Origin of the sequence: Roseovarius bejariae (assembly GCF_009669325.1) — a bacterium.
Classification (GTDB): Bacteria; Pseudomonadota; Alphaproteobacteria; order Rhodobacterales; family Rhodobacteraceae; genus Roseovarius; species Roseovarius bejariae.
The window spans coordinates 387,133-407,008 of the sequence record NZ_SZWE01000001.1 but is presented as its reverse complement, the minus strand read 5'-3'; the positions used below and the strand labels follow the sequence as shown (position 1 = coordinate 407,008).

Sequence of the window (19,876 nt, the reverse complement as noted above, 5' to 3'; positions counted from 1 at the left end):
TACCGCAAAACCGGGAGCATGGCGACAGGCGGTTGAACCGCGACGCGGCATCTGGCAGCGATGAAAGCGACATTGGGTGAGTCGGGTTTGATCGGCCAAGAGGCCCGTCACGCTGTTAGCTGTGCGGCGTGGAGAACAGGAGACCGGGAATGATCAAGGTTCTGGCCAGTTCATGGGCCCTTCTTTTGGGAATGATGCTGTTGCAGGTGGGCAATGGCCTGCAAGGCACGCTTTTGGGTGTGCGTGGGCAATTGGAGGGGTTTTCGACCTTTTCCATGTCCATTGTCATGTCGGGCTATTTCGTGGGCTTCCTGTTCGGATCACGCATGGCGCCGGAAATGATCCGGCGCGTCGGGCACGTAAGGGTCTTTGCGGCGCTGGGGTCGCTGATCTCGGCGGTGTTGATCCTCTATCCGGTGGCGACGCATCCCATCGCGTGGATGGCGGGACGGATCGTGATCGGGTTTTGCTTTTCGGGCGTGTATGTCACCGCCGAAAGCTGGCTGAACAACGCGGCCACCAACGAGACACGCGGGCAATCCCTGTCGCTTTACATGATCGTGCAGATGGCCGGGATCGTGTCGGCGCAGGGGATCATGGTGCTGGCCGATCCGTCGGGTTTCGTGCTGTTCATCACCTCCTCGGTGCTGGTGTCGATCGCCTTTGCGCCGATCTTGTTGTCGATCAGCCCGACACCCGCCTTCGACACCACCAAGCCGATGAGCCTGCTGGAAATCATGCGGATTTCGCCGCTGGGCTGTGTGGGGATGTTCCTGTTGGGCGGGGTGTTTTCGGCACAGTTCGGCATGGCGCCGGTTTTCGGTGCCGAGGCGGGGCTGAGCGTGGGGCAGATCTCGGCCTTTGTTTCGACCTTCTTTATCGGGGCGCTGGTGCTGCAATACCCGGTGGGTTGGATGTCGGACCGGATGGACCGGCGGGTCCTGATCCTTGCGACTGCCGTGATCGGCGGGGTGGGGGCCTTGCTGGGCTTTGTTCTGGGGGGATATTTCACGATGTTGCTGGTGGCCGGGTTGATGATCGGCGGGGTCTCGAACCCGCTTTACGCGCTGCTGATCGCCTATACGAACGATTTCCTGGAGTTCGACGACATGGCCGCGGCCTCGGGCGGGATGGTGTTCATCAACGGCCTCGGCGCGGTCACCGGCCCGCTTGTGACGGGGTGGGTCATGGGGCAGATCGGGCCGCGCGGGTTTTTCCTGTTCATCGCGGTGCTGTTGCTGGCGATGGCGGGCTATGCGGCCTATCGGATGACGCAACGCGCCGCCCCGTCGGTCGAGGACACGGACAGCTATGCGCCGGTGGCACTGGGGGCGACACCGATGGCGGTGGAATTCGCGCAGGAATACGCGATCGAGACCGCGCAGGAAGAGGCCGCTTTGGAGGAAGAGAGCAAAGTCACGCCGTGATGGCGCTAACGTCACGCGGAATGTTGGAAGTGTAGTAAATCGTTACTGTTCTTGAAGGATAACATGCAGTTAACCTTTTAGTAACAGTTTTGCGACGGGCATGGGCGAATGAGGAGATACCTATGGTTGCGCCTGAAGAGGTACTGAGTTTCTGGTTGGATGAGATTGGCCCCAAGGGGTGGTATGACTCGTCCGAGGAGTTGGACGCCAAAATCCGCGAGCGGTTTTTATCGGCTTGGGAGAATGCACGGGGCGGGGCCTATAGCCTGTGGCTGACCTATCCCAGTGGGACGCTGGCCTATATCATCCTGATGGACCAGTTTCCGCGCAATATGTTTCGCGGCGAGGGGCGGGCCTTTGCCACGGATCGCGCGGCGCTGGCGGCGGCCAAGTCGGCCATCGAGCGCAAGTGGGACATGCGCATTGATGAGCCGGCGCGGCAGTTCTTTTACCTGCCGCTGATGCATTCCGAAAACCTTTGCGATCAGGAGCATTGCGTGCGCCTGATCTGTCAGCGGATGCCGGAAACCGGCGGAAACAACCTGCTGCATGCCCGTGCCCACCGCGAGGTGATCCGCCGCTTCGGTCGCTTCCCCTATCGCAACGCGGCGCTGTCGCGCCACTCGACCCGGTCGGAGACGGAGTACGAGGAGCAGGGCGGCTATGCCGTGACCCTGCGACGCTTGCAGGAGGAGATGGCGGCGGCCTGAACCGGTGTCGGCCTGCCGACAGGATCATGCGTCCAAACGCGCCTCGAGTTTGCAAATCTTGCCGCGCCCCCGAATTCGGGGGCGTTTGGCGTTTTGGGCGGGGCAAGAAAATCACGCGGTATCCCAAGGGGTTGCAGGCACTTCCGGGGGCATTCCGTGCCCGGTGCGCTTTGCTGCGTTGTTATGAAATGGCAGATAGTTTAATATCAAACTAAATCTTGTGACGGAGGCCGTGATGGCAGCGAAGAGCTTTGACATGATCGTGATCGGCGCCGGGCCGGGCGGCTATGTGGCCGCGATCCGGGGGGCGCAACTGGGCCTCAAGGTGGCCGTGGTCGAACGCGAGCACATGGGCGGGATTTGCCTGAACTGGGGATGTATCCCCACCAAGGCGATGCTGCGATCCTCGGAAGTGTTTCACCTGATGCATCGCGCCAAGGAGTTCGGCCTGAAGGCCGAGGGCGTGGATTACGATCTGGATGCGGTGGTCAAACGCTCGCGCGCGGTGGCCAAGCAGTTGAATTCCGGTGTGGGTCACTTGCTCAAGAAGAACAAGGTCACGGCCATCATGGGCGAGGCGACGATCCCGGCCAAGGGCAAGGTCAGCGTCAAGACCGAGAAGGGCACCGAGGAACTGGAGGCCAAGCATATCGTGCTGGCGACGGGCGCGCGGGCGCGGGAATTGCCGGGGCTTGAGGCCGATGGCGCGCGGGTCTGGACCTACAAGCACGCCCTGACCCCGCCGCATATGCCCAAGAAGCTGCTGGTCATCGGGTCGGGCGCGATCGGGATCGAATTTGCCAGCTTCTATAACACCTTGGGGGCTGAGACCACGGTGGTCGAGGTGATGGACCGTATCCTGCCGGTGGAAGATGCCGAGATTTCCGGCATGGCCAAGAAAGCCTTTGAAAAGCAGAAGATGACCATCATGGAGAAAGCCATGGTCAAACAGCTGGATCGCGGCAAGGACAAGGTGACCGCCCATATCGAAGCGGGCGGCAAAGTGGAAAAGCACGACTTCGACACGGTGATTTCCGCCGTGGGGATCGTGGGCAATACCGAGGGGCTTGGCCTTGAGGACCTGGGCGTGAAGGTGGACCGGAGTCACGTGGTGACCGATGAATTCTGCCGCACCGGGGTTGATGGGCTTTATGCCATTGGCGATGTGGCGGGCGCACCGTGGCTGGCGCACAAGGCAAGCCACGAGGGCGTCATGGTGGCCGAGATGATCGCGGGCGGGCATCCGCACCCCGTCAAACCCGAAAGCATCGCCGGTTGTACCTATTGCCAGCCGCAGGTGGCCAGTGTCGGCCTGACCGAGGCGCAGGCGAAGGAAGAAGGCTACAAGATCAAGGTGGGCCGCTTCCCCTTCATCGGCAACGGCAAGGCGATTGCCCTTGGCGAGCCCGAGGGCATGATCAAGACGGTCTTTGATGAGAAAACCGGAGAGCTTCTGGGCGCGCATATGATCGGGGCCGAGGTGACGGAATTGATTCAGGGCTATGTCGTGGGCCGCCAGTTGGAGACCACGGAAGAGGACCTGATGAACGCTGTCTTCCCGCATCCGACGCTGAGCGAGATGATGCACGAAAGCGTGTTGGATGCCTTTGACCGGGTGATCCATATATAAGCGGGGTTTTGGGGGCGCTGCCCCCGACGTTGAAAATCGTTGATTTTCAACGCCTCCCCCGGGATATTTGTAAAAAGAAGAAAGGGGTGGGGTATCCTGCCCCTTTTTGATGTGAGTTGGAGGGGCCGATGGGCAGTGTGAACCGGATCGTGATGCAGCGGACCTCGCGGCGGTGGTTGGAGGAATTGCCGCTGACCGAGATGGCGGCGGCGGAGATTTCCGGCAAGCACGGTCAGCGCTATGATTTCAAGAGTTACGAGCGGTTCCGCTATCCCAAGTACGATATTTGCGAGGGGCCGTTCGTGGATGGGGATGGGCAGGTGCGCAAGTTCGACATCATCCTTGCCAATCAGGTCTGGGAGCATCTGGATCGGCCCTATGCGGCCACGAAAAATGTCCGAAACATGCTGCGCAAGGGGGGGTATTTCTGGATCGCGGTACCGTTTTTCATCCCCTACCACGGAGCGCCTGTGGATTGTTCGCGCTGGTCGGCGCGCGGGTTGAAAAACCTGTTGATCGAGGCCGGGTTCGAGCCAGAGAAGATCAAATCGCGCCAGTGGGGCAACCGGATGGCCGCCCTTCGTAATTTCGAGGAGCCCTGGCCGCCGGAGTATGACCGGGAGCGGGATGATCTGGAAAACGACCCGGAGTTCCCGATCTGTGCCTGGGCCTTGGCGGAGAAATAGGCGGGAACCGTCATGTTCGCGCTATGTTCGCATTTTCGACTTGGACGACTCAGGCGCATCGCCTATCTGTTAACCACCGTTGACGGGGGACCAGATGGCCGAGTTGAAAAACATCGAAGTGCGCGGGGCGCGGGAGCATAACCTCAAGGGGATCGATGTCGATATCCCGCGCAATGAACTGGTGGTGATCACCGGGCTGTCGGGCTCGGGCAAATCCTCGTTGGCGTTTGACACGATCTATGCCGAGGGGCAGCGGCGCTATGTCGAAAGCCTGTCGGCCTATGCGCGGCAGTTTTTGGACATGATGGAAAAGCCGGATGTGGACCACATCAGCGGGCTATCCCCGGCGATTTCCATCGAGCAGAAGACCACCAGCAAGAACCCCCGCTCGACCGTTGGCACGGTGACCGAGATTTACGATTACATGCGGCTTTTGTTTGCCCGGGTCGGCACGCCCTATAGCCCGGCCACCGGCAAGCCCATCGAGGCGCAGCAGGTGCAGGATATGGTCGACCGGGTGATGGGTATGGAGGAGGGCACACGCGCCTATCTGCTGGCCCCCATCGTGCGCGACCGCAAGGGCGAGTACCGCAAGGAGATGCTGGAATTGCGCAAGCAGGGGTTTCAGCGGGTGAAGGTGGATGGCGCCTTTCATGATCTGGACGAGCCGCCGGCGCTGGACAAGAAGTACCGCCATGACATCGACGTGGTGGTGGACCGGATCGTGGTGAAAGAGGAGCTGGAAACCCGGCTGGCCGACAGTTTTCGCACCGCCTTGGATTTGGCCGATGGGATTGCCATTCTGGAGACCGCGCCGAAGGAAGGGGAGCCGGAGCGGCATACCTTTTCGGAGAATTTCGCCTGTCCGGTGAGTGGTTTCACCATTCCCGAGATCGAGCCGCGGCTGTTTTCCTTCAACGCGCCTTTCGGGGCCTGCCCGGAATGCGACGGCCTTGGGGCGGAGTTGTTTTTCGACGAACAACTGGTGGTGCCCGATGCCACGCTGAAGATCAGCGACGGGGCGATTGCGCCGTGGCGGAAGGGCAAAAGCCCCTATTTCCTTCAGACCATCGAGGCGATTGCCAAGCATTACGAATTTGACGCCAACGCCCGGTGGAAGGACCTGCCCAAGCATGTGCAGCAGGTGTTTTTGTATGGCTCGGGGGACGAGGAAATCCAGTTCCGCTATGACGAGGGTGGACGGGTGTACCAGGTGAGCCGCAGCTTCGAGGGGGTGATCCCCAATATGGAGCGGCGCTATCGCGAGACGGACAGCAACTGGATTCGCGAGGAGTTCGAGCGGTATCAGAACAATCGCCCCTGCGGGGCCTGTGGTGGGTATCGCCTGCGCGAGGAGGCCTTGGCGGTGAAAATCGGTCCCGCCGGGGGCGGGCAGGAGGAGCGTCTGCATGTGGGCCAAGTGGTGCAGATGTCGATCCGCGAGGCCTATGACTGGTGCGCGGGGGTGCCGGAAAACCTCACCAAGCAGAAAAACGAGATTGCCACGGCGATCTTGAAGGAAATTCGCGAGCGGTTGGGGTTCTTGAACAACGTCGGTCTGGATTACCTGACGCTGAGCCGCAATGCCGGGACGCTGTCGGGCGGGGAGAGCCAGCGGATCAGGCTGGCGAGCCAGATCGGCAGCGGCTTGACCGGGGTTTTGTATGTGCTGGACGAGCCATCCATCGGGTTGCACCAACGCGATAACGGGCGGCTGTTGCAGACGCTGCAAAACCTGCGCGATCAGGGGAATACGGTGATCGTGGTGGAACACGACGAGGAGGCCATTCGCACCGCCGATTACGTCTTTGACATCGGCCCCGGCGCAGGGGTGCATGGCGGGCAGGTGGTAAGCCACGGCACGCCCGATGTGGTGGCCAAGGATGCCAATTCGATCACCGGGCAGTATCTATCCGGTGTGCGCGAGATTGGCGTGCCGGCGACCCGGCGCAAAGGCAATAAGAAGAAACTGAGCGTGGTGAAGGCCACCGGGAACAACCTGAAAAACGTGACGGCCGATTTCCCGTTGGGCAAGTTCGTGTGCGTGACCGGCGTGTCGGGTGGGGGTAAATCCACGCTGACGATCGAGACCCTGTTCAAGACGGCCTCCATGCGTCTGAACGGCGCGCGACAGACGCCCGCGCCCTGTGAGACGATCAAGGGGCTGGAGCATCTGGACAAGGTGATCGACATTGACCAGCGGCCCATCGGGCGCACGCCGCGATCCAACCCTGCCACCTATACCGGGGCCTTTACGCCCATTCGTGATTGGTTCGCGGGGCTGCCCGAGGCGAAGGCGCGTGGCTACAAGCCGGGGCGGTTCAGTTTCAACGTGAAGGGCGGGCGCTGTGAAGCCTGTCAGGGGGATGGTGTCATCAAGATCGAGATGCATTTCCTGCCCGATGTTTACGTGACTTGCGAGACTTGCCAAGGCGCGCGGTATAACCGCGAGACTTTGGAAATTCAGTGGAAAGGCAAGAGCATCGCCGACGTTCTTGATATGACTGTCGAGGACGCGCAGGAGTTCTTCAAGGCGGTGCCGAGCATCCGCGAGAAGATGGATGCGCTGGTGCGTGTGGGCCTTGGATATATCAAGGTGGGCCAGCAGGCGACGACGCTGTCGGGGGGCGAGGCGCAGCGTGTGAAGCTGTCGAAGGAACTGGCGAAACGCTCGACCGGGCGGACGCTTTATATTCTGGACGAACCGACGACGGGCCTGCATTTCGAGGATGTGAAGAAGCTGTTGGAAGTGCTGCACGAGTTGGTGGAGGCGGGAAACACCGTGGTGGTGATCGAGCACAACCTCGACGTTGTGAAAACCGCCGATCATATCATCGACATCGGCCCCGAGGGGGGCGACGGGGGCGGCGAGATCGTGGCCACCGGCACCCCCGAAGAGGTGGCCGAGGTGGAGCGCAGCCACACCGGGCGTTACCTCAAGGAGATGCTCTCCGCGCGCAAGGTGGCCGCCGAATAGCTGCCCAAGAATGGCCGGAATGTCAGTGTAAGCCTGTCGGAGTGCGACGACAGGAGGTTTTTGTGCGTTTAATTGCAGGTCTGGCCATGACATTATCCGCAACGCCTTTGCAGGCGGGGCAGCCCATCAGCGAAAGTCTGGTCGATTGTGCCATGCTGTTCACGATCACGAACCGGGCCGAGCCGGAGCGGGCCAACCACGGCAAGGGTTATGCGCTGGATCGGGCGAAGGACAAGTTGCTGGTGGCCGCGCAGGCCCGCGCGCACCAGGAAGGACGTGGCAACGCTGAACGGTATGTCTCTGATCTGGCAAGTGCCAAGGCGGAAAAATGGGATGCCAAGGGGATGCGCTATATCATGACGCAGGACTACCGTGACTGGATCGGATATTGCGCGTCACTGATCGACCACCTTGGTCTGGAGTTGACGGATTGAGTCAGCCCGGCACCAGCGCCACGGTTCCGAAAAGCTCCAGCACTTCGCCTGTGTCACGATCGACGAGATAGACGTTGTCGCCCACGCGGGAATATGTCTGGGTAGTGTTCTGCTGTTCTTACGGCTGTGTGGGAACGAAAAAGGCCGCCCGAAGGGGGCGGCCCTGCTGTTTGGTATGTGGTGGCTGAGAAGGTTCAGGATTTCTTCTTGCAGGTGTTGATCCCCAGTAGCGTATAGGGCGGGCAGGAGCCCATGGCGGCGGTGGCCAGAAGGACCACGCCCACGATCCCGGCGATCCAAGCCCACGTGCCTGCCAGCGAAGTGAAGGCGAGGATCAGCAGCACAATGCCGACAATCGCACGGATCGCGCGGTCGGCGCTTCCCATATTCTTTTTAAACATCTGTCGTCTCCCCAAAAGGTGTATCCGGAACGTATATTAATGATAAATATACATTCCGGAATATGACGCAGATCAATTTCGGCCGCGTTTCTCGAAGCGCGGCAGCATGGCCGAGAAATCGCGGCCCTTGCCGTCTTCATCCTCGACGAACTGGGCATAGAGGCGCATCGCGGCCTCGCCAAGCGGTGTATCGGCATCTGCCGACTCGGCGGCGGCTTGCGCAAGGCGCAGGTCCTTGAGCATCAGGTCGGCGGCGAAGCCGGGTTGATAATCGTTGTCCGAGGGGCTTTGCGGCCCGATCCCCGGCGCGGGGCAATAGGTGTTCATCGACCAGCTGGAGCCAGAGGAGGTGGAAACCACGTCGAACATCGCCTGACGGTCGAGGCCCAGCTTGTCGGCCAGCGCGAAAGCCTCGCAGGTGACGATCATGGTGGCGCCAAGGATCATGTTGTTGCAGATCTTGGCGGCTTGGCCGTTGCCCGAGGGGCCGCAATGCACGGCCTTCTGGCCCATGATGTCGAACAGCTCTTTCGCGGTGGCGAACCCGGCCTCGTCGCCGCCGACCATGAAGGTCAGCGTGCCGCCCTGCGCGCCGCCGACACCGCCCGACACGGGCGCGTCGAGGGCGGAAAGGCCGGCCGTCTGTGCCTGTTCGGCCACGGCGCGGGCGCTGTCCACATCAACGGTGGAGCAATCCAGAAGCACCGCGCCCTTGTCCATGGCCGGGATCACCTCGGCGGCGACCTTGCGCAGGATGTCACCATTGGGCAGCATGGTGATCACCACCTGCGCGCCCTTGGCGGCCTCGGTGGCGCTGTTGGCCATTTGAATGCCTTCGATGCTGACCTCGGCCATGTCGAATCCTGTCACCTCGTGGCCCGCCTTGGCCAGGTTGGCGGCCATTGGCCCGCCCATGTTGCCCAGTCCGATGAACCCGATTTTCATGGCTTATCCTTCCTTGTCGAATGAAAGTGCGTCTTGCCCCAGCGGCATCAACATCTGCGTTGCGGCCAGCGAGGGTGGGGCATCGAGCCCGTGTTGCCATTGCGGCGCGCGATCCTTGTCGATCACGGCGGCGCGGATGCCTTCCAGAAAATCGCCCTGTTCCATGGCGCGGAAGGTAAACCGATATTCCAGATCAAGCGCCCGGCGGATATCGGCAGCGGGGCCACGCAGGCGGTGGATCATTTCGATGGCACAGGTCATCGACAGGGGCGAATTGCGGGACATGGATTTGAGCGTGTCATCCGCGAAATCGCTATCCTCGGCGCGCAGGGAATTGAGGATGTCGGTCAGGCCATCCCCGCCGAAATGCGCGTTGATCCGTGCGTGTCTGGCTTCAAGCGGGCTGTCGGGTGGGGTTTGCGTGGCCTCCGCGATCACGCCGGTATCGCCGGTCTCTTCGAGCTTAGCGATCAGGGCGGGCCATGCCTCAGCCGGGACGTATGTATCGGCAAAGCCTGCATAAATCGCATCGCCCGCGCTCATCCGGGCCGCCGTGGTGCCAAGGTATTCGCCCACGCGCCCCGGCGCACGGGCAAGGAGAAGCGAGCCTCCGACATCCGGCACAAGGCCGATGCCGACCTCGGGCATGGCGATCTGGCTGCTTTCGCAAACGATCCGGTGCGACCCGTGGCAGGCAATGCCGACGCCGCCGCCCATGGTAAAGCCCTGCATGAAGGCGACATAGGGTTTGGGGTATTCGGCGATCTTGGCATTCAGGCGGTATTCGTCACGCCAGAAGGTGCGCCCATAGGTGAAATCCCCGGCGCGGCCTGTCTCATAAAGCTTTTGAATGTCGCCGCCCGCGCAAAAGGCTTTCTCGCCCTCGGCGTCGATCACCACCAGATCAACCGCGTCATTCTCGGCCCAGGCATCCAGCGCTTTTTCGATCTCAAGCGCCATCTCGTAGCTGAGGGCATTGAGGGCCTTGGGCCGGGTCAGGGTGATGCGCCCGGCGCGGCCCGTGATGCGGATATCAATATCGCTCATTTCTGTTCTGCCAGCAGTTGGCGGGCCACGATCAGGCGCATGATCTCATTGGTGCCTTCGAGGATTTCATGCACGCGCAGATCGCGGACTAGTTTCTCGATTCCGTAATCGGCAAGGTAGCCATAGCCGCCGTGCAGTTGCAGGCATTGATTGACGATATTCGAGCCTGCCTCGGTCACGAATTTCTTGGCCATGGCGCAGAACTTGGTGGCATCCGGTGCGCCTTGGTCCAGCTTCCACGCCGCTTGGCGCAGGAAGGTTCTGGCGGCTTGCAGTTCGATCTCCATTTCGGCAAGGCGGAATTGCAGGGCCTGGAACTGATCGATGGATTTGCCGAAGGCCTTGCGCTCGGACATGTATTGCAGGGTCATGTTCAGCGCCTGTTGTGCCGCGCCAAGCGAGCAGGCGGAAATGTTCAAACGCCCGCCATCAAGGCCCGCCATCGCATATGTGAAACCTTTTCCCTCTTCGCCCACCAGATTATCGGCAGAAATGTTGCAATTGTCGAATTGTACCTGGGCGGTGGGTTGGCTGCGCCAGCCCATCTTGTCCTCAAGCCCGCCGAAGGACAAGCCGGGGGTGCCGTCCTCGACGTAGACGGTCGAGATGCCCTTGGGGCCATCTTCGCCGGTGCGCACCATGACAACGTAGGCGTCGGAGTATCCGCCGCCAGAGATGAACGCCTTGGTGCCGTTGAGGGTATAGCCCTCGTTGGTGCGTTCAGCCTTGGTTTTGAGCGCCGAGGCGTCCGAGCCCGAGCCGGGTTCGGTCAGGCAGTAGGAGAGCACGGTTTCCATGGTCAGCGCCTTGGGCAGAACCCGCGATTTGAGTTCGTCGCTGCCGAAGGTGTCGATCATCTTGGCGCACATATTGTGTATCGACAGAAACGCCGCGACCGAGGGGCAGGCCATCGACAGGGCCTCGAAGATCAGGGTGGAGTCGAGCCGCGTGAGGCCGGAACCACCGGACTCTTCGCTGACATAGATGCCGCCAAGGCCCAGTTCGGCGATCTGTGGCCAAAGCTCTTTCGGGATGGTGCCCTCGCGTTCCCACGTTTGGGCATGGGGGGCGATATTGTCCTGCCCGAAGGCATGGGCCATGTCGAAAATGGCCGATTGCTCCTCACTCAAGGCGAAATCCATCTGCGTCTCCTCCCGGCGGCATGTAATTGAACGCGTGTTTAATTAGCAATCATTGCAGCAATGTTGCAAGGGGGCGTCTCGGGTAGGGTAGCGGCGTTACCCGAAATGGAAAACCGCAAGATTGCGAGACTTGGGGGCGGCGTCGAAATCTTGAAAAGATTTCGGTCCGTTTTCTTTGCAAGAAAACGCGGCTCAGCGGACCGCTTCGATCGGGCCTTCGGCGCGGCCGTGGATGAATTGATCGAGGTAGGGATCGCCCGAATTGTCCATCTCGCCCACGGGGCCGGTCCATTGGATCACCCCGTCATGCAGCATGGCGACATTATCGGCAATCGCGCGCACGCTGGTCATGTCGTGGGTGATGGTCATGGCGGTGGCGCCCATCTCGACCACGATTTCGCGGATGAGGTCGTTGATGACACCCGACATGATCGGGTCAAGCCCGGTAGTGGGTTCATCGAAAAAGATGATTTCCGGCTCGGCGGCGATGGCGCGGGCCAGCCCGACGCGCTTTTGCATGCCGCCCGAAAGCTCGGCAGGGAATTTATCGGCCTGTTCGGGTGTGAGGCCGACGCGGCGCAGCTTTTCGATGGCGATCTCGCGGGCCTCGTCCTTGGGGCGTTTCAGGGACCCGCGCAGCAGGCGGAAGGCCACATTTTGCCAAACAGGCAGCGAATCGAAGAGCGCACCGCCCTGAAACAGCATCCCGAACCGGGCGAGGAAAGCGTCACGGTCGCCCTTGGTGACATCCTTGCCATCGAGTGTGATTTCGCCGCTGTCAGGGTGGATCAGGCCGAGGATGCATTTCAGCGCCACGGATTTGCCGGTGCCCGAGCCGCCGATGATCACCATGGAGGTGCCGGTTTCAATCGTCAGATCGACCCCGCGAAGAACCCGGTTGCTGCCAAAGGCTTTATGGACATCCTTGAGTTCGATCATGCCGAGAAAAACAGTTCTGTCAGGAGGTAGTTGGAGGCGAGGATCAGCACGCTGGCAGCGACCACCGCGGCCTTGGTGGCGCGGCCCACGCCCTGTGCCCCGCGGCCAGAATGCATCCCGTAGTAGCAGCCCATCAACGCCACGATAAAGCCGAAAGCCGCACCCTTGATGAGGCCCGAAACGACATCCCATGTTTCAAGGAAATCCATGGTGTTGTGCAGGTAGGTGGCAGCGCCGAAATCCAAGCGCCCGACGCCCACAAGAAAGCCGCCCATGATCCCGATCACATCGCCCACGCCCACCAGCACCGGCACGGCAAGCGTGGCGGCCAGAACCCGCGGCAGGGTCAGGTATTTCATCGGGTTGGTGGACAGTGTGGTCAGCGCGTCGATCTGTTCGGTCACCTTCATGGTGCCTATCTCGGCCGCGATGGAGGAGGCCACCCGCGCGGCGACCATGAGACCGCCCAGGACCGGGCCAAGCTCCCGCGTGAGGCCGATGGCGACGATGGAGGGCACCACGGTTTCGGCGTTGAAGCGCGAGCCGCCAGCGTAGATTTGCAGGGCCAGTGCGCCGCCGGTGAACAGCGCCGTCATCCCCACGACGGGCAGCGAAAGCCAGCCGATCTGGATCAGGGCATGGCCGAACTCGCGCGCGTAGAAGGGGGGGCGAAAGAGGTGGCTGATGGTATGTCCGGCAAAGATCGCCACACGGCCCACGGTGGCCAGCATGCCCAGAACACTGCGCCCGATCATGGCCAGAAGATGCAAGGCCCAAGTCATCCGCCCAGGTACCTGCGGCTATAGCGGTTGCCAAGGGAGGTCAGGATTTCATAACCGATGGTGTCCGCGTTGTCGGCCAGCGTGTCGATGGAATTGTGCCGCCCCAGAAGTTCAAGCGATTTGGGGTCATAGCCCAGGTCGGTCACATCGACGCCGATCAGGTCCATCGAGATACGGCCCGCGATGGGGCAGGGCACATCTTCGGCCCAAAGGTTGGTTTTCGGCCCCATGGCGCGGAGGATGCCATCGGCATAGCCCGCGCTGATGGTGGCCACGCGCATTTGGCGCGGGGCGGTAAAGCTGTTGCCGTAGCCCACGGTTTCGCCGGGGGCGAGATCGCGGCATTGAATGACCGGGATGTCGAGTGTCACCACGGGGGATGCGTCGGCAAAGGGCAGGCCGCCGTAAAGGCCGATGCCGGGGCGGGCGAGGTCAAAGTGATATTCGGGGCCCAAAAGAATCCCGCCGGTGTTGGCAAAGGACAGCGGCACGCCCGTTTCGGCTGTCATGGCACGAAAGGCGTCCAACTGTTGGGCATTCATCGGGTGGTCGGGCTCATCGGCGCAGGCCAGATGCGACATGAGAAGGGCCGGGGTTTGCTCCAATGCCACGTCGCGCATGGCGGCCCATTCGGCGGGTTCCATTCCAAGGCGATTCATGCCGGAATCGAGTTGTACTCCGAAGGCATGGCCGGGCAGGGCCTCGACATGGCGGATCATCTGGTCGATGGAGTTGATCATCGGGATCAAATCGCAATCGCCGATCATATCGGCGTCGCCCGCCATGTGGCCGGAAAACACGTGGATTGCGGGGCCGGGGCCAAGCTCGGCCCGCAGGGCGGCGCCTTCTTCGGCCATGGCGACAAAGAAGCTGCGGGCCCCTTCGCGGGCCAGGGCCCGGGCCACTTTGCCCACGCCCAGCCCATAGGCGTCGGCCTTGACCACGCCCGCGGTTTCGCCGGTCATCAGGGCATCCAGCGCGCGCCAGTTGGCACGGATCGCATCAAGGTCAATCGTAAGGGTCGCGGTACTCATGACAGTGGGTTTTGACAGCTTGCGCCGGGGGGTCAAGAGAAAAGGCGGTGCGCCTGCCCTCAGAACCCCTGATCGTCGCCTTGCTGCCAAGGCTTGGCGAGGTTGCCGAAGCGGGTGAACTGCGATTCGAAGGCCAGTTCGACGGTGCCGATGGGGCCGTGACGCTGTTTGCCGATGATAACCTCGGCCTTGCCATGCAGGCGCGACATGCGTTCTTGCCACGCGGCCATTTCTTCAAGCTTTTCGTCCGAAGGTTTTTCGCGCTCGACGTAGTATTCCTCTCGGAAGACGAACATCACCACGTCGGCGTCTTGTTCGATCGAGCCGGATTCGCGCAGGTCCGAAAGTTGTGGGCGTTTGTCGTCGCGGCTTTCCACTTGGCGCGAAAGCTGCGAGAGGGCGATGACGGGAATGTTGAGTTCCTTGGCGATGGCCTTGAGGCCCATGGAAATCTCGGCGATTTCCTGCACCCGGTTGTCGGAGGTGCCGCGGATCAGTTGAAGGTAGTCGACGATCAGAAGGTCCAGGCCATGGGTACGCTTCAAACGCCGTGCGCGGGCGGCCAATTGGGCGATGGGCAGGGCGGGGGTGTCGTCGATGAAGAGCGGGCAGGATTCAAGGTCTTTCGCGGCCTCGACGAAGCGGCGGAACTCGCTTTCGTCCATGTCGCCTTGGCGGATCTTGTGCGAGGAAATTTCCGAGGCTTCGGCCAGCACCCGGCCCGCCAGCTGTTCGGCGCTCATTTCGAGGCTGTAGAAGCCCACGACGCCACCATCGACCGCGCCTTCGGTGCCGTCGGGCAGGGTCCCCTTGCGATAGGCCTTGGCGACGTTGAAGGCAATGTTCGTGGCCAATGAGGTTTTCCCCATCGAGGGGCGACCGGCGAGGATCAACAGGTCGGACTTGTGCAACCCGCCGAGCTTCTTGTCCATATCCATAAGGCCGGTGGAGACCCCGGCCAGCCCGCCGTCGCGCTGATAGGCGGCGTTGGCGACATTCACGGCATCGGTGACGGCGCGCAGGAAACTTTGGAAACCCGATTCCGATTGGCCCTGTTCGGAGAGTTTGTAGAGCTTCTGTTCGGCCTCGACGATCTGATCCTTGGGCTCGGAGTCGACATCGGCGCGGATCGCCTTGCCCGCGATCTCCTGGCCCAGAGCGATCAATTCACGGCGTACGGCCATGTCGTGGATCATCTGGGCATAATCGCGAACGGCGAAGGCGGAAATGGCGGCGCCCGCCAGACGCGCCAGATAGGCCGGACCGCCCAGTTCCTTGAGCCCTTCGTCATCCTCAAGGAACGCCTTGAGCGTGACCGGCGAGGCGAGGTTGCCCTTAGCGATGCGGGCCACGGCGGTTTCATAGATGCGTTCGTGGACGGGATCGTAGAAGTGATGCGGTTTGATGATCGAAGCGACGCGGTCATAGACGTCGTTGTTGGTCAGAAGCGCGCCCAGCAATTGCTGTTCGGCCTCGATCGAGTGGGGCATTGTTTCGGGGTCCTGCACCTCGGCGCCGGTGGCGTTGAAACTTGCGACCTCGTTCATCTTGTCCCCCGAATTTTCATGATTGGACGGTCATAGGGCCCCACGCATTCAAGGGCCAGACGTATAACTCTGTGGACAGGCTGTGGATAAGATAGCACACATGATCTTGCGGTGCAGGGGGTAAATTGCCGCTGATCTTGTGGTGGCCGGGTGTTGCACCGGCCACTGCGTGACTTCAAAGCCGCAGAGACTCTTTATTTGCGCGTGAATACGGCGGTGCCGCTTAGCTGCGCGCCGCCTGCCAGGCCCGCGGATCGTTGAGGAACGATTCGACCCCGTCCAGCGTGGCCGCGTCAAAGGCCCCTTGCGCGCGGGCCTCGGCCAGAACATCCCACCATGTGCACAGGTGATGCAGGGTAACGCCATGATCGCCAAGGGTTTTCTCGGTCTCGGGGAAAATGCCGTAATAGAAGATCACCGCCGTATGGGCACAACTGGCCCCGGTGTCGCGGATGGCATCGACGAAACTGATCTTCGATCCGCCGTCGGTGGTCAGGTCTTCGACCAGCAACACGCGCTGGCCTTCGCTCATCGCGCCTTCGATTCGGGCGTTGCGGCCATAGCCCTTGGGCTTCTTGCGCACATAGGTCATCGGCAGGGCCATCCGCTCGGCCACCAGTGCGGCAAAGGGGATACCCGCGGTTTCGCCGCCCGCCACGTTGTCAAAGGCCTCAAGCCCCGCGTTGCGCATCACCGTGACAGCCAGGAAATCCATCAGGGTCGAGCGGATGCGCGGGAAGCTGATCAGCTTGCGGCAGTCGATATAGGTGGGCGAGGGCAGGCCGGAGGCCAGCGTGAAGGGCTCGTCAGCGTTGAAATGCACCGCCTCGATTTCCAGCAGCATGCGCGCGGTGAGGCGGGCGATTTCATCTTGCGAGGGATAGGCGGTAGGGATCATCGGTGTCGTCCTTTTGCATGCGGCGCGCCAGAGATTTCATGCCTCCGGCGGGGATATTTTTGAAAAGAAGAAAGGATCAGGTCACTTGCCATTGCAGGGGGAAGCCCGGATCGAAGACGGTTACGGGGCCGTCCTCTGTCATGATCTGGTCGGGGTAGGTGACGGTATCGCCCTTGGTCATGGTGATGGTCTCATCGCTTTCGGGCAGGCCATAGAAGGCCGGGCCGTGGCGCGATGTGAAACCTTCGAGCTTGTCGAGCGCGCCTTCCTCCTCGAACACATGAGCGAGGATCGAGAGCGTGTTGGTGGCGGTGAAACAGCCCGCGCAGCCGCAGGCGCTTTCCTTGTTCGCGTCGGTATGCGGGGCGCTGTCGGTGCCGAGGAAAAACCGGCTGTCGCCGCTGGTGGCCGCCGCGCGCAGGGCAAGGCGGTGTTCTTCGCGCTTTGCGACGGGCAGGCAGTAGTAATGCGGTTTGATGCCGCCGACGAGGATATGGTTGCGGTTGATCACGAGGTGATGGGTTGTGATCGTGGCGCCCAAATCGGTGTCGTTGGATTTGACGTAGTCCACCCCGTCGCGCGTGGTGATATGTTCCATGATCACGCGCAGGCCCGGCGTGGCGCGGCGGATGGGGTCAAGCACCCGGTCGATGAATGCCGCCTCGCGGTCGAAGATGTCGATCTCGGGGTCGGTCACCTCTCCGTGGACGCAAAGCGGGCAGCCGATCTCGGCCATTTTCTCAAGCACGCCGCGCACCTTGTCAAAGTCGCGTACGCCGCTGGCGGAATTCGTGGTGGCCCCGGCGGGGTAAAGCTTGACGGCGGTGATCAGCCCCTCGGCATGGGCGGCGGCGAGATCCTCCGCGTCCGTGTCCTCGGTCAGGTAGAGCGTCATCAGCGGTGTGAAATCGCTGCCTTCGGGGCACGCGGCCATGATCCGTTCACGATAGGCACGGGCGTCGGCGGCGGTGACGACGGGCGGCACGAGGTTGGGCATGATGATCGCGCGGGCAAAGTGCCGCGTGGTTTCGGGCAGCACGGCCCGCAGCATGGCCCCGTCACGCAGGTGAAGGTGCCAATCGTCGGGGCGTTTGAGGGTCAGGCTCTGAGTCATGGACATGGGCTTACACAATCGCGCGGGCCCACGCCAGATGCCCGAGGCCTCAAATCATGCGAATTCGCGTTCGGGCATGGGGATGCCGTGCGCTTCGGCCTTGTCATAGGCAAAGCGCAGGGATTTTCGGAAGCGCGGCCCGGGGGTGTTGCGCATCACCTGATGTGCCCAGAGCGCATTCAGGTAAAGGCGCTCGTCGCGTTCAAGCCGTAACATGACCCGCTTGAGATAGGGAACGTATCGGCGGCGTGCGCGGAAAAGCTTTGCAAGGTGCAGGCGGTCGAGTTTGCCCGCGCTCATCTGCGCGATGATCCTCAGCAGGAGCGACATGCCCATCAGGCTTTGCTCCATGTCTGGGCCAAGGTGGCGCATGCGGAATTTGGTCACATTGGGCCGGGTGAACAAGGATGCATGCATGGCATCAAGCCTGTTGTCGGGATCGTAGAGAACAAAGGCCTTGTCGGCGGCGTCCAGCATGTCGGGCGCATAGCCATAGCGCGTATCGAAGTCGGTTCGGCGCATTTGCAGAAACCGGTTATCCCATTCGGCAACACGTGGGTCCAAAGTCGCCTGCGGTTGAATGCACAGCACGCGCGCGCCCGGAGCGGTCACGGAAAAGGCCGCCGCGGCATAGCCCGCGGCCCCGGCGCCGTAAAACAGGATCTGCTCGAACTTCTCGAAAAAGCCGTCGTCGATCAGGCGGTCGAAAAAGCCAAAAACCCGCGGGTCGCGGAACCATGTGTCGCCATCGCTCACCAAGGCCATGCTCGACCAGCCAAGCGCCTTGGCCAAACTCCAGCCCATCGGTTGGCCATTGGCCGACAGTGCCTGCACTTGGTCGAGGGATTCGAAAGTGACCAACAGGGTGGGTTTGTTTTCGATAAAGGCCGCGAAATGCCGTGCCCCCAGATATTCGACAAAGCCGTTCTCAACGATATGGTCATCGACCTTGTCGATCCACGCATCCCAGGTCAGGCCGGAGAACGACATCTCGAAGATATTGGGGTTATCCTGCATCTTGTAACAGTCCTCAATGCACGTGCAGCGCTTGGCGCGCTCTTTGCGCCAAGTGTTAGGTGTCAACTTGGGCAAAATTTGGGAGAATCCAAGAGGTTTTGAGGCTGCGACCAAGGTCGCACTGTGACGCCTGTGCCCTTGACCCGCCTTGATCAGCCATGCAGTTCTTTTTCGGGCAAGGGAGGGATGCCATGACACAGCCGCAAACAATCGAAGGGGTGCAGGGGCTTTTATCGGATCAAGGCTATGTCTGTGGTCGCGATCTGGGCACGGTGGTGTTTCTGTCGCTCAGGTTGGGGCGCCCCTTGTTCCTGGAAGGCGAGGCAGGGGTCGGCAAGACCGAGATCGCCAAGGCCCTGTCGGCGGCGCTGGGGCGGCGGCTTATCCGGCTGCAATGCTACGAGGGGCTCGATTCGGCCTCTGCGGTTTATGAATGGAACTTTGCCGAACAGATGATCGCCATCCGCACCGCCGAAGCGGCGGGCGGGGTGGACCGTGGACATCTCAAGGATGAGCTGTTCTCCGACGAATACCTGATCGAACGCCCGCTTTTGCAAGCGATGCGCCCGCAGGCAGGCGGTGCGCCTGTCCTTCTGATCGACGAGTTGGACCGCACCGACGAACCCTTCGAGGCCTTCCTTCTGGAGGCGCTCAGCGATTTCCAGGTGACGATCCCGGAGCTGGGCACGGTCAAGGCCCCCGAGCCGCCCATCGTCATCGTCACCTCCAACCGTACGCGCGAAGTGCACGATGCCCTCAAGCGCCGCTGCCTCTATCACTGGGTCGATTATCCGACATTCGACCGCGAAATCGAAATCCTGCAAGCCCGCGCCCCTGAGGCCGCAGACAGCCTCAGCCGCGAGGTGGTGGCCTTCGTTCAGCGCTTGCGCACCGAGGACCTGTTCAAGAAACCGGGCGTGGCGGAAACCATCGACTGGGCCAAGTGCCTGCTCGCCTTGGACGTAATCTCGCTTTCCCCAGAGGTGATCGCCGACACGTTGGGCGCGATCCTCAAGTATCAAGACGACATCCAGCAGATCCAGGGCTCCGAGGCCAAACGCATTCTGGATGAAGCCAAGGCGAGTTTGGAGCCGGCGTGATGCTTCATCTTTCCCGAAATACTCCGGGGGTTTGGGGGCTGGCCCC

Annotated in this window: 18 protein-coding genes; 7 read left to right on the top strand and 11 right to left on the bottom strand. The window is 61.6% G+C overall.

Annotated elements, in window-relative coordinates; all coding sequences use genetic code 11:
* The first annotated feature begins 149 nt into the window (after window positions 1-149).
* From FDP25_RS01990 to FDP25_RS01965, 6 genes are all read left to right on the top strand, one after another.
* Window positions 150-1,427 carry an MFS transporter gene (locus FDP25_RS01990; protein ID WP_154148497.1) on the top strand — a complete coding sequence of 426 codons (1,278 nt, stop codon included), beginning with the start codon at window positions 150-152 and terminating at the stop codon, window positions 1,425-1,427.
* Between the two features lie 122 nt (window positions 1,428-1,549).
* Window positions 1,550-2,137, top strand: a complete 588-nt coding sequence (locus FDP25_RS01985; RefSeq protein ID WP_154148496.1) for a DUF924 family protein — start codon at window positions 1,550-1,552, stop codon at window positions 2,135-2,137.
* Between the two features lie 235 nt (window positions 2,138-2,372).
* Window positions 2,373-3,767, top strand: coding sequence for a dihydrolipoyl dehydrogenase (gene lpdA, locus FDP25_RS01980; RefSeq protein ID WP_154148495.1), 1,395 nt, complete (start codon window positions 2,373-2,375; stop codon window positions 3,765-3,767).
* Window positions 3,768-3,895: 128 nt separating this feature from the next.
* Entirely contained in the window at window positions 3,896-4,453 is a 558-nt protein-coding gene (locus FDP25_RS01975; RefSeq protein WP_154148494.1) for a class I SAM-dependent methyltransferase, read from the top strand.
* Between the two features lie 94 nt (window positions 4,454-4,547).
* Window positions 4,548-7,430, top strand: a complete 2,883-nt coding sequence (gene uvrA, locus FDP25_RS01970; protein ID WP_154148493.1) for an excinuclease ABC subunit UvrA — start codon at window positions 4,548-4,550, stop codon at window positions 7,428-7,430.
* Between the two features lie 62 nt (window positions 7,431-7,492).
* Complete coding sequence (locus FDP25_RS01965; protein WP_154148492.1) at window positions 7,493-7,864, top strand: hypothetical protein; 372 nt, start codon at window positions 7,493-7,495, stop codon at window positions 7,862-7,864.
* 194 nt (window positions 7,865-8,058) lie between these two features.
* Here FDP25_RS01965 and FDP25_RS01960 read toward each other — a convergent pair whose 3' ends face one another.
* The 11 genes from FDP25_RS01960 to FDP25_RS01910 all read right to left on the bottom strand — a co-directional run bounded on the left by FDP25_RS01960 (window position 8,059) and on the right by FDP25_RS01910 (window position 18,730).
* Complete coding sequence (locus FDP25_RS01960; RefSeq protein WP_154148491.1) at window positions 8,059-8,265, bottom strand: YgaP family membrane protein; 207 nt, start codon at window positions 8,263-8,265, stop codon at window positions 8,059-8,061.
* 72 nt (window positions 8,266-8,337) lie between these two features.
* The gene (gene mmsB / locus FDP25_RS01955; RefSeq protein WP_154148490.1) at window positions 8,338-9,210 is read right to left on the bottom strand and encodes a 3-hydroxyisobutyrate dehydrogenase; all 873 of its coding nucleotides are present in this window, start codon (window positions 9,208-9,210) and stop codon (window positions 8,338-8,340) included.
* A gap of 3 nt (window positions 9,211-9,213) precedes the next feature.
* Complete coding sequence (locus FDP25_RS01950; RefSeq protein WP_154148489.1) at window positions 9,214-10,257, bottom strand: enoyl-CoA hydratase/isomerase family protein; 1,044 nt, start codon at window positions 10,255-10,257, stop codon at window positions 9,214-9,216.
* Complete coding sequence (locus tag FDP25_RS01945) at window positions 10,254-11,399, bottom strand: acyl-CoA dehydrogenase family protein (protein ID WP_154148488.1); 1,146 nt, start codon at window positions 11,397-11,399, stop codon at window positions 10,254-10,256. Before FDP25_RS01945 ends, FDP25_RS01950 begins: the two co-directional genes overlap by 4 nt.
* A gap of 192 nt (window positions 11,400-11,591) precedes the next feature.
* Window positions 11,592-12,338 carry an ABC transporter ATP-binding protein gene (locus FDP25_RS01940; RefSeq protein WP_154148487.1) on the bottom strand — a complete coding sequence of 249 codons (747 nt, stop codon included), beginning with the start codon at window positions 12,336-12,338 and terminating at the stop codon, window positions 11,592-11,594.
* Window positions 12,335-13,120, bottom strand: a complete 786-nt coding sequence (locus FDP25_RS01935) for an MlaE family ABC transporter permease (RefSeq protein WP_154148486.1) — start codon at window positions 13,118-13,120, stop codon at window positions 12,335-12,337. The genes FDP25_RS01940 and FDP25_RS01935 overlap by 4 nt, the downstream gene beginning before the upstream one ends.
* On the bottom strand, window positions 13,117-14,154 hold the full coding sequence (gene alr, locus FDP25_RS01930; RefSeq protein WP_154148485.1) for an alanine racemase: 1,038 nt from the start codon (window positions 14,152-14,154) through the stop codon (window positions 13,117-13,119). The genes FDP25_RS01935 and alr overlap by 4 nt, the downstream gene beginning before the upstream one ends.
* Window positions 14,155-14,213: 59 nt before the next feature.
* The gene (locus tag FDP25_RS01925; RefSeq protein WP_154148484.1) at window positions 14,214-15,701 is read right to left on the bottom strand and encodes a replicative DNA helicase; all 1,488 of its coding nucleotides are present in this window, start codon (window positions 15,699-15,701) and stop codon (window positions 14,214-14,216) included.
* 223 nt (window positions 15,702-15,924) lie between these two features.
* Window positions 15,925-16,599 carry an orotate phosphoribosyltransferase gene (locus FDP25_RS01920; protein ID WP_154148483.1) on the bottom strand — a complete coding sequence of 225 codons (675 nt, stop codon included), beginning with the start codon at window positions 16,597-16,599 and terminating at the stop codon, window positions 15,925-15,927.
* A 76-nt stretch (window positions 16,600-16,675) separates the two neighbouring features.
* Complete coding sequence (pyrC, locus tag FDP25_RS01915) at window positions 16,676-17,713, bottom strand: dihydroorotase (protein ID WP_154152996.1); 1,038 nt, start codon at window positions 17,711-17,713, stop codon at window positions 16,676-16,678.
* Window positions 17,714-17,767: 54 nt separating this feature from the next.
* Complete coding sequence (locus FDP25_RS01910) at window positions 17,768-18,730, bottom strand: phosphoadenosine phosphosulfate reductase (protein ID WP_154148482.1); 963 nt, start codon at window positions 18,728-18,730, stop codon at window positions 17,768-17,770.
* Between the two features lie 191 nt (window positions 18,731-18,921).
* On the opposite strand from FDP25_RS01910, the gene FDP25_RS01905 reads away from it, so the two are divergent.
* Window positions 18,922-19,830 carry an AAA family ATPase gene (locus FDP25_RS01905; RefSeq protein ID WP_154148481.1) on the top strand — a complete coding sequence of 303 codons (909 nt, stop codon included), beginning with the start codon at window positions 18,922-18,924 and terminating at the stop codon, window positions 19,828-19,830.
* Window positions 19,831-19,876: the final 46 nt, after the last annotated feature.

Coding starts and splice junctions, on each gene's coding strand:
- FDP25_RS01990 (WP_154148497.1), top strand. CDS start 150: ATGATCAAGGTTCTGGCCAGTTCATGGGCCCTTCTTTTGGGAATGATG.
- FDP25_RS01985 (WP_154148496.1), top strand. CDS start 1,550: ATGGTTGCGCCTGAAGAGGTACTGAGTTTCTGGTTGGATGAGATTGGC.
- lpdA (WP_154148495.1), top strand. CDS start 2,373: ATGGCAGCGAAGAGCTTTGACATGATCGTGATCGGCGCCGGGCCGGGC.
- FDP25_RS01975 (WP_154148494.1), top strand. CDS start 3,896: ATGGGCAGTGTGAACCGGATCGTGATGCAGCGGACCTCGCGGCGGTGG.
- uvrA (WP_154148493.1), top strand. CDS start 4,548: ATGGCCGAGTTGAAAAACATCGAAGTGCGCGGGGCGCGGGAGCATAAC.
- FDP25_RS01960 (WP_154148491.1), bottom strand. CDS start 8,265: ATGTTTAAAAAGAATATGGGAAGCGCCGACCGCGCGATCCGTGCGATT.
- mmsB (WP_154148490.1), bottom strand. CDS start 9,210: ATGAAAATCGGGTTCATCGGACTGGGCAACATGGGCGGGCCAATGGCC.
- FDP25_RS01950 (WP_154148489.1), bottom strand. CDS start 10,257: ATGAGCGATATTGATATCCGCATCACGGGCCGCGCCGGGCGCATCACC.
- FDP25_RS01945 (WP_154148488.1), bottom strand. CDS start 11,399: ATGGATTTCGCCTTGAGTGAGGAGCAATCGGCCATTTTCGACATGGCC.
- FDP25_RS01940 (WP_154148487.1), bottom strand. CDS start 12,338: ATGATCGAACTCAAGGATGTCCATAAAGCCTTTGGCAGCAACCGGGTT.
- FDP25_RS01935 (WP_154148486.1), bottom strand. CDS start 13,120: ATGACTTGGGCCTTGCATCTTCTGGCCATGATCGGGCGCAGTGTTCTG.
- alr (WP_154148485.1), bottom strand. CDS start 14,154: ATGAGTACCGCGACCCTTACGATTGACCTTGATGCGATCCGTGCCAAC.
- FDP25_RS01925 (WP_154148484.1), bottom strand. CDS start 15,701: ATGAACGAGGTCGCAAGTTTCAACGCCACCGGCGCCGAGGTGCAGGAC.
- FDP25_RS01920 (WP_154148483.1), bottom strand. CDS start 16,599: ATGATCCCTACCGCCTATCCCTCGCAAGATGAAATCGCCCGCCTCACC.
- pyrC (WP_154152996.1), bottom strand. CDS start 17,713: ATGACTCAGAGCCTGACCCTCAAACGCCCCGACGATTGGCACCTTCAC.
- FDP25_RS01910 (WP_154148482.1), bottom strand. CDS start 18,730: ATGCAGGATAACCCCAATATCTTCGAGATGTCGTTCTCCGGCCTGACC.
- FDP25_RS01905 (WP_154148481.1), top strand. CDS start 18,922: ATGACACAGCCGCAAACAATCGAAGGGGTGCAGGGGCTTTTATCGGAT.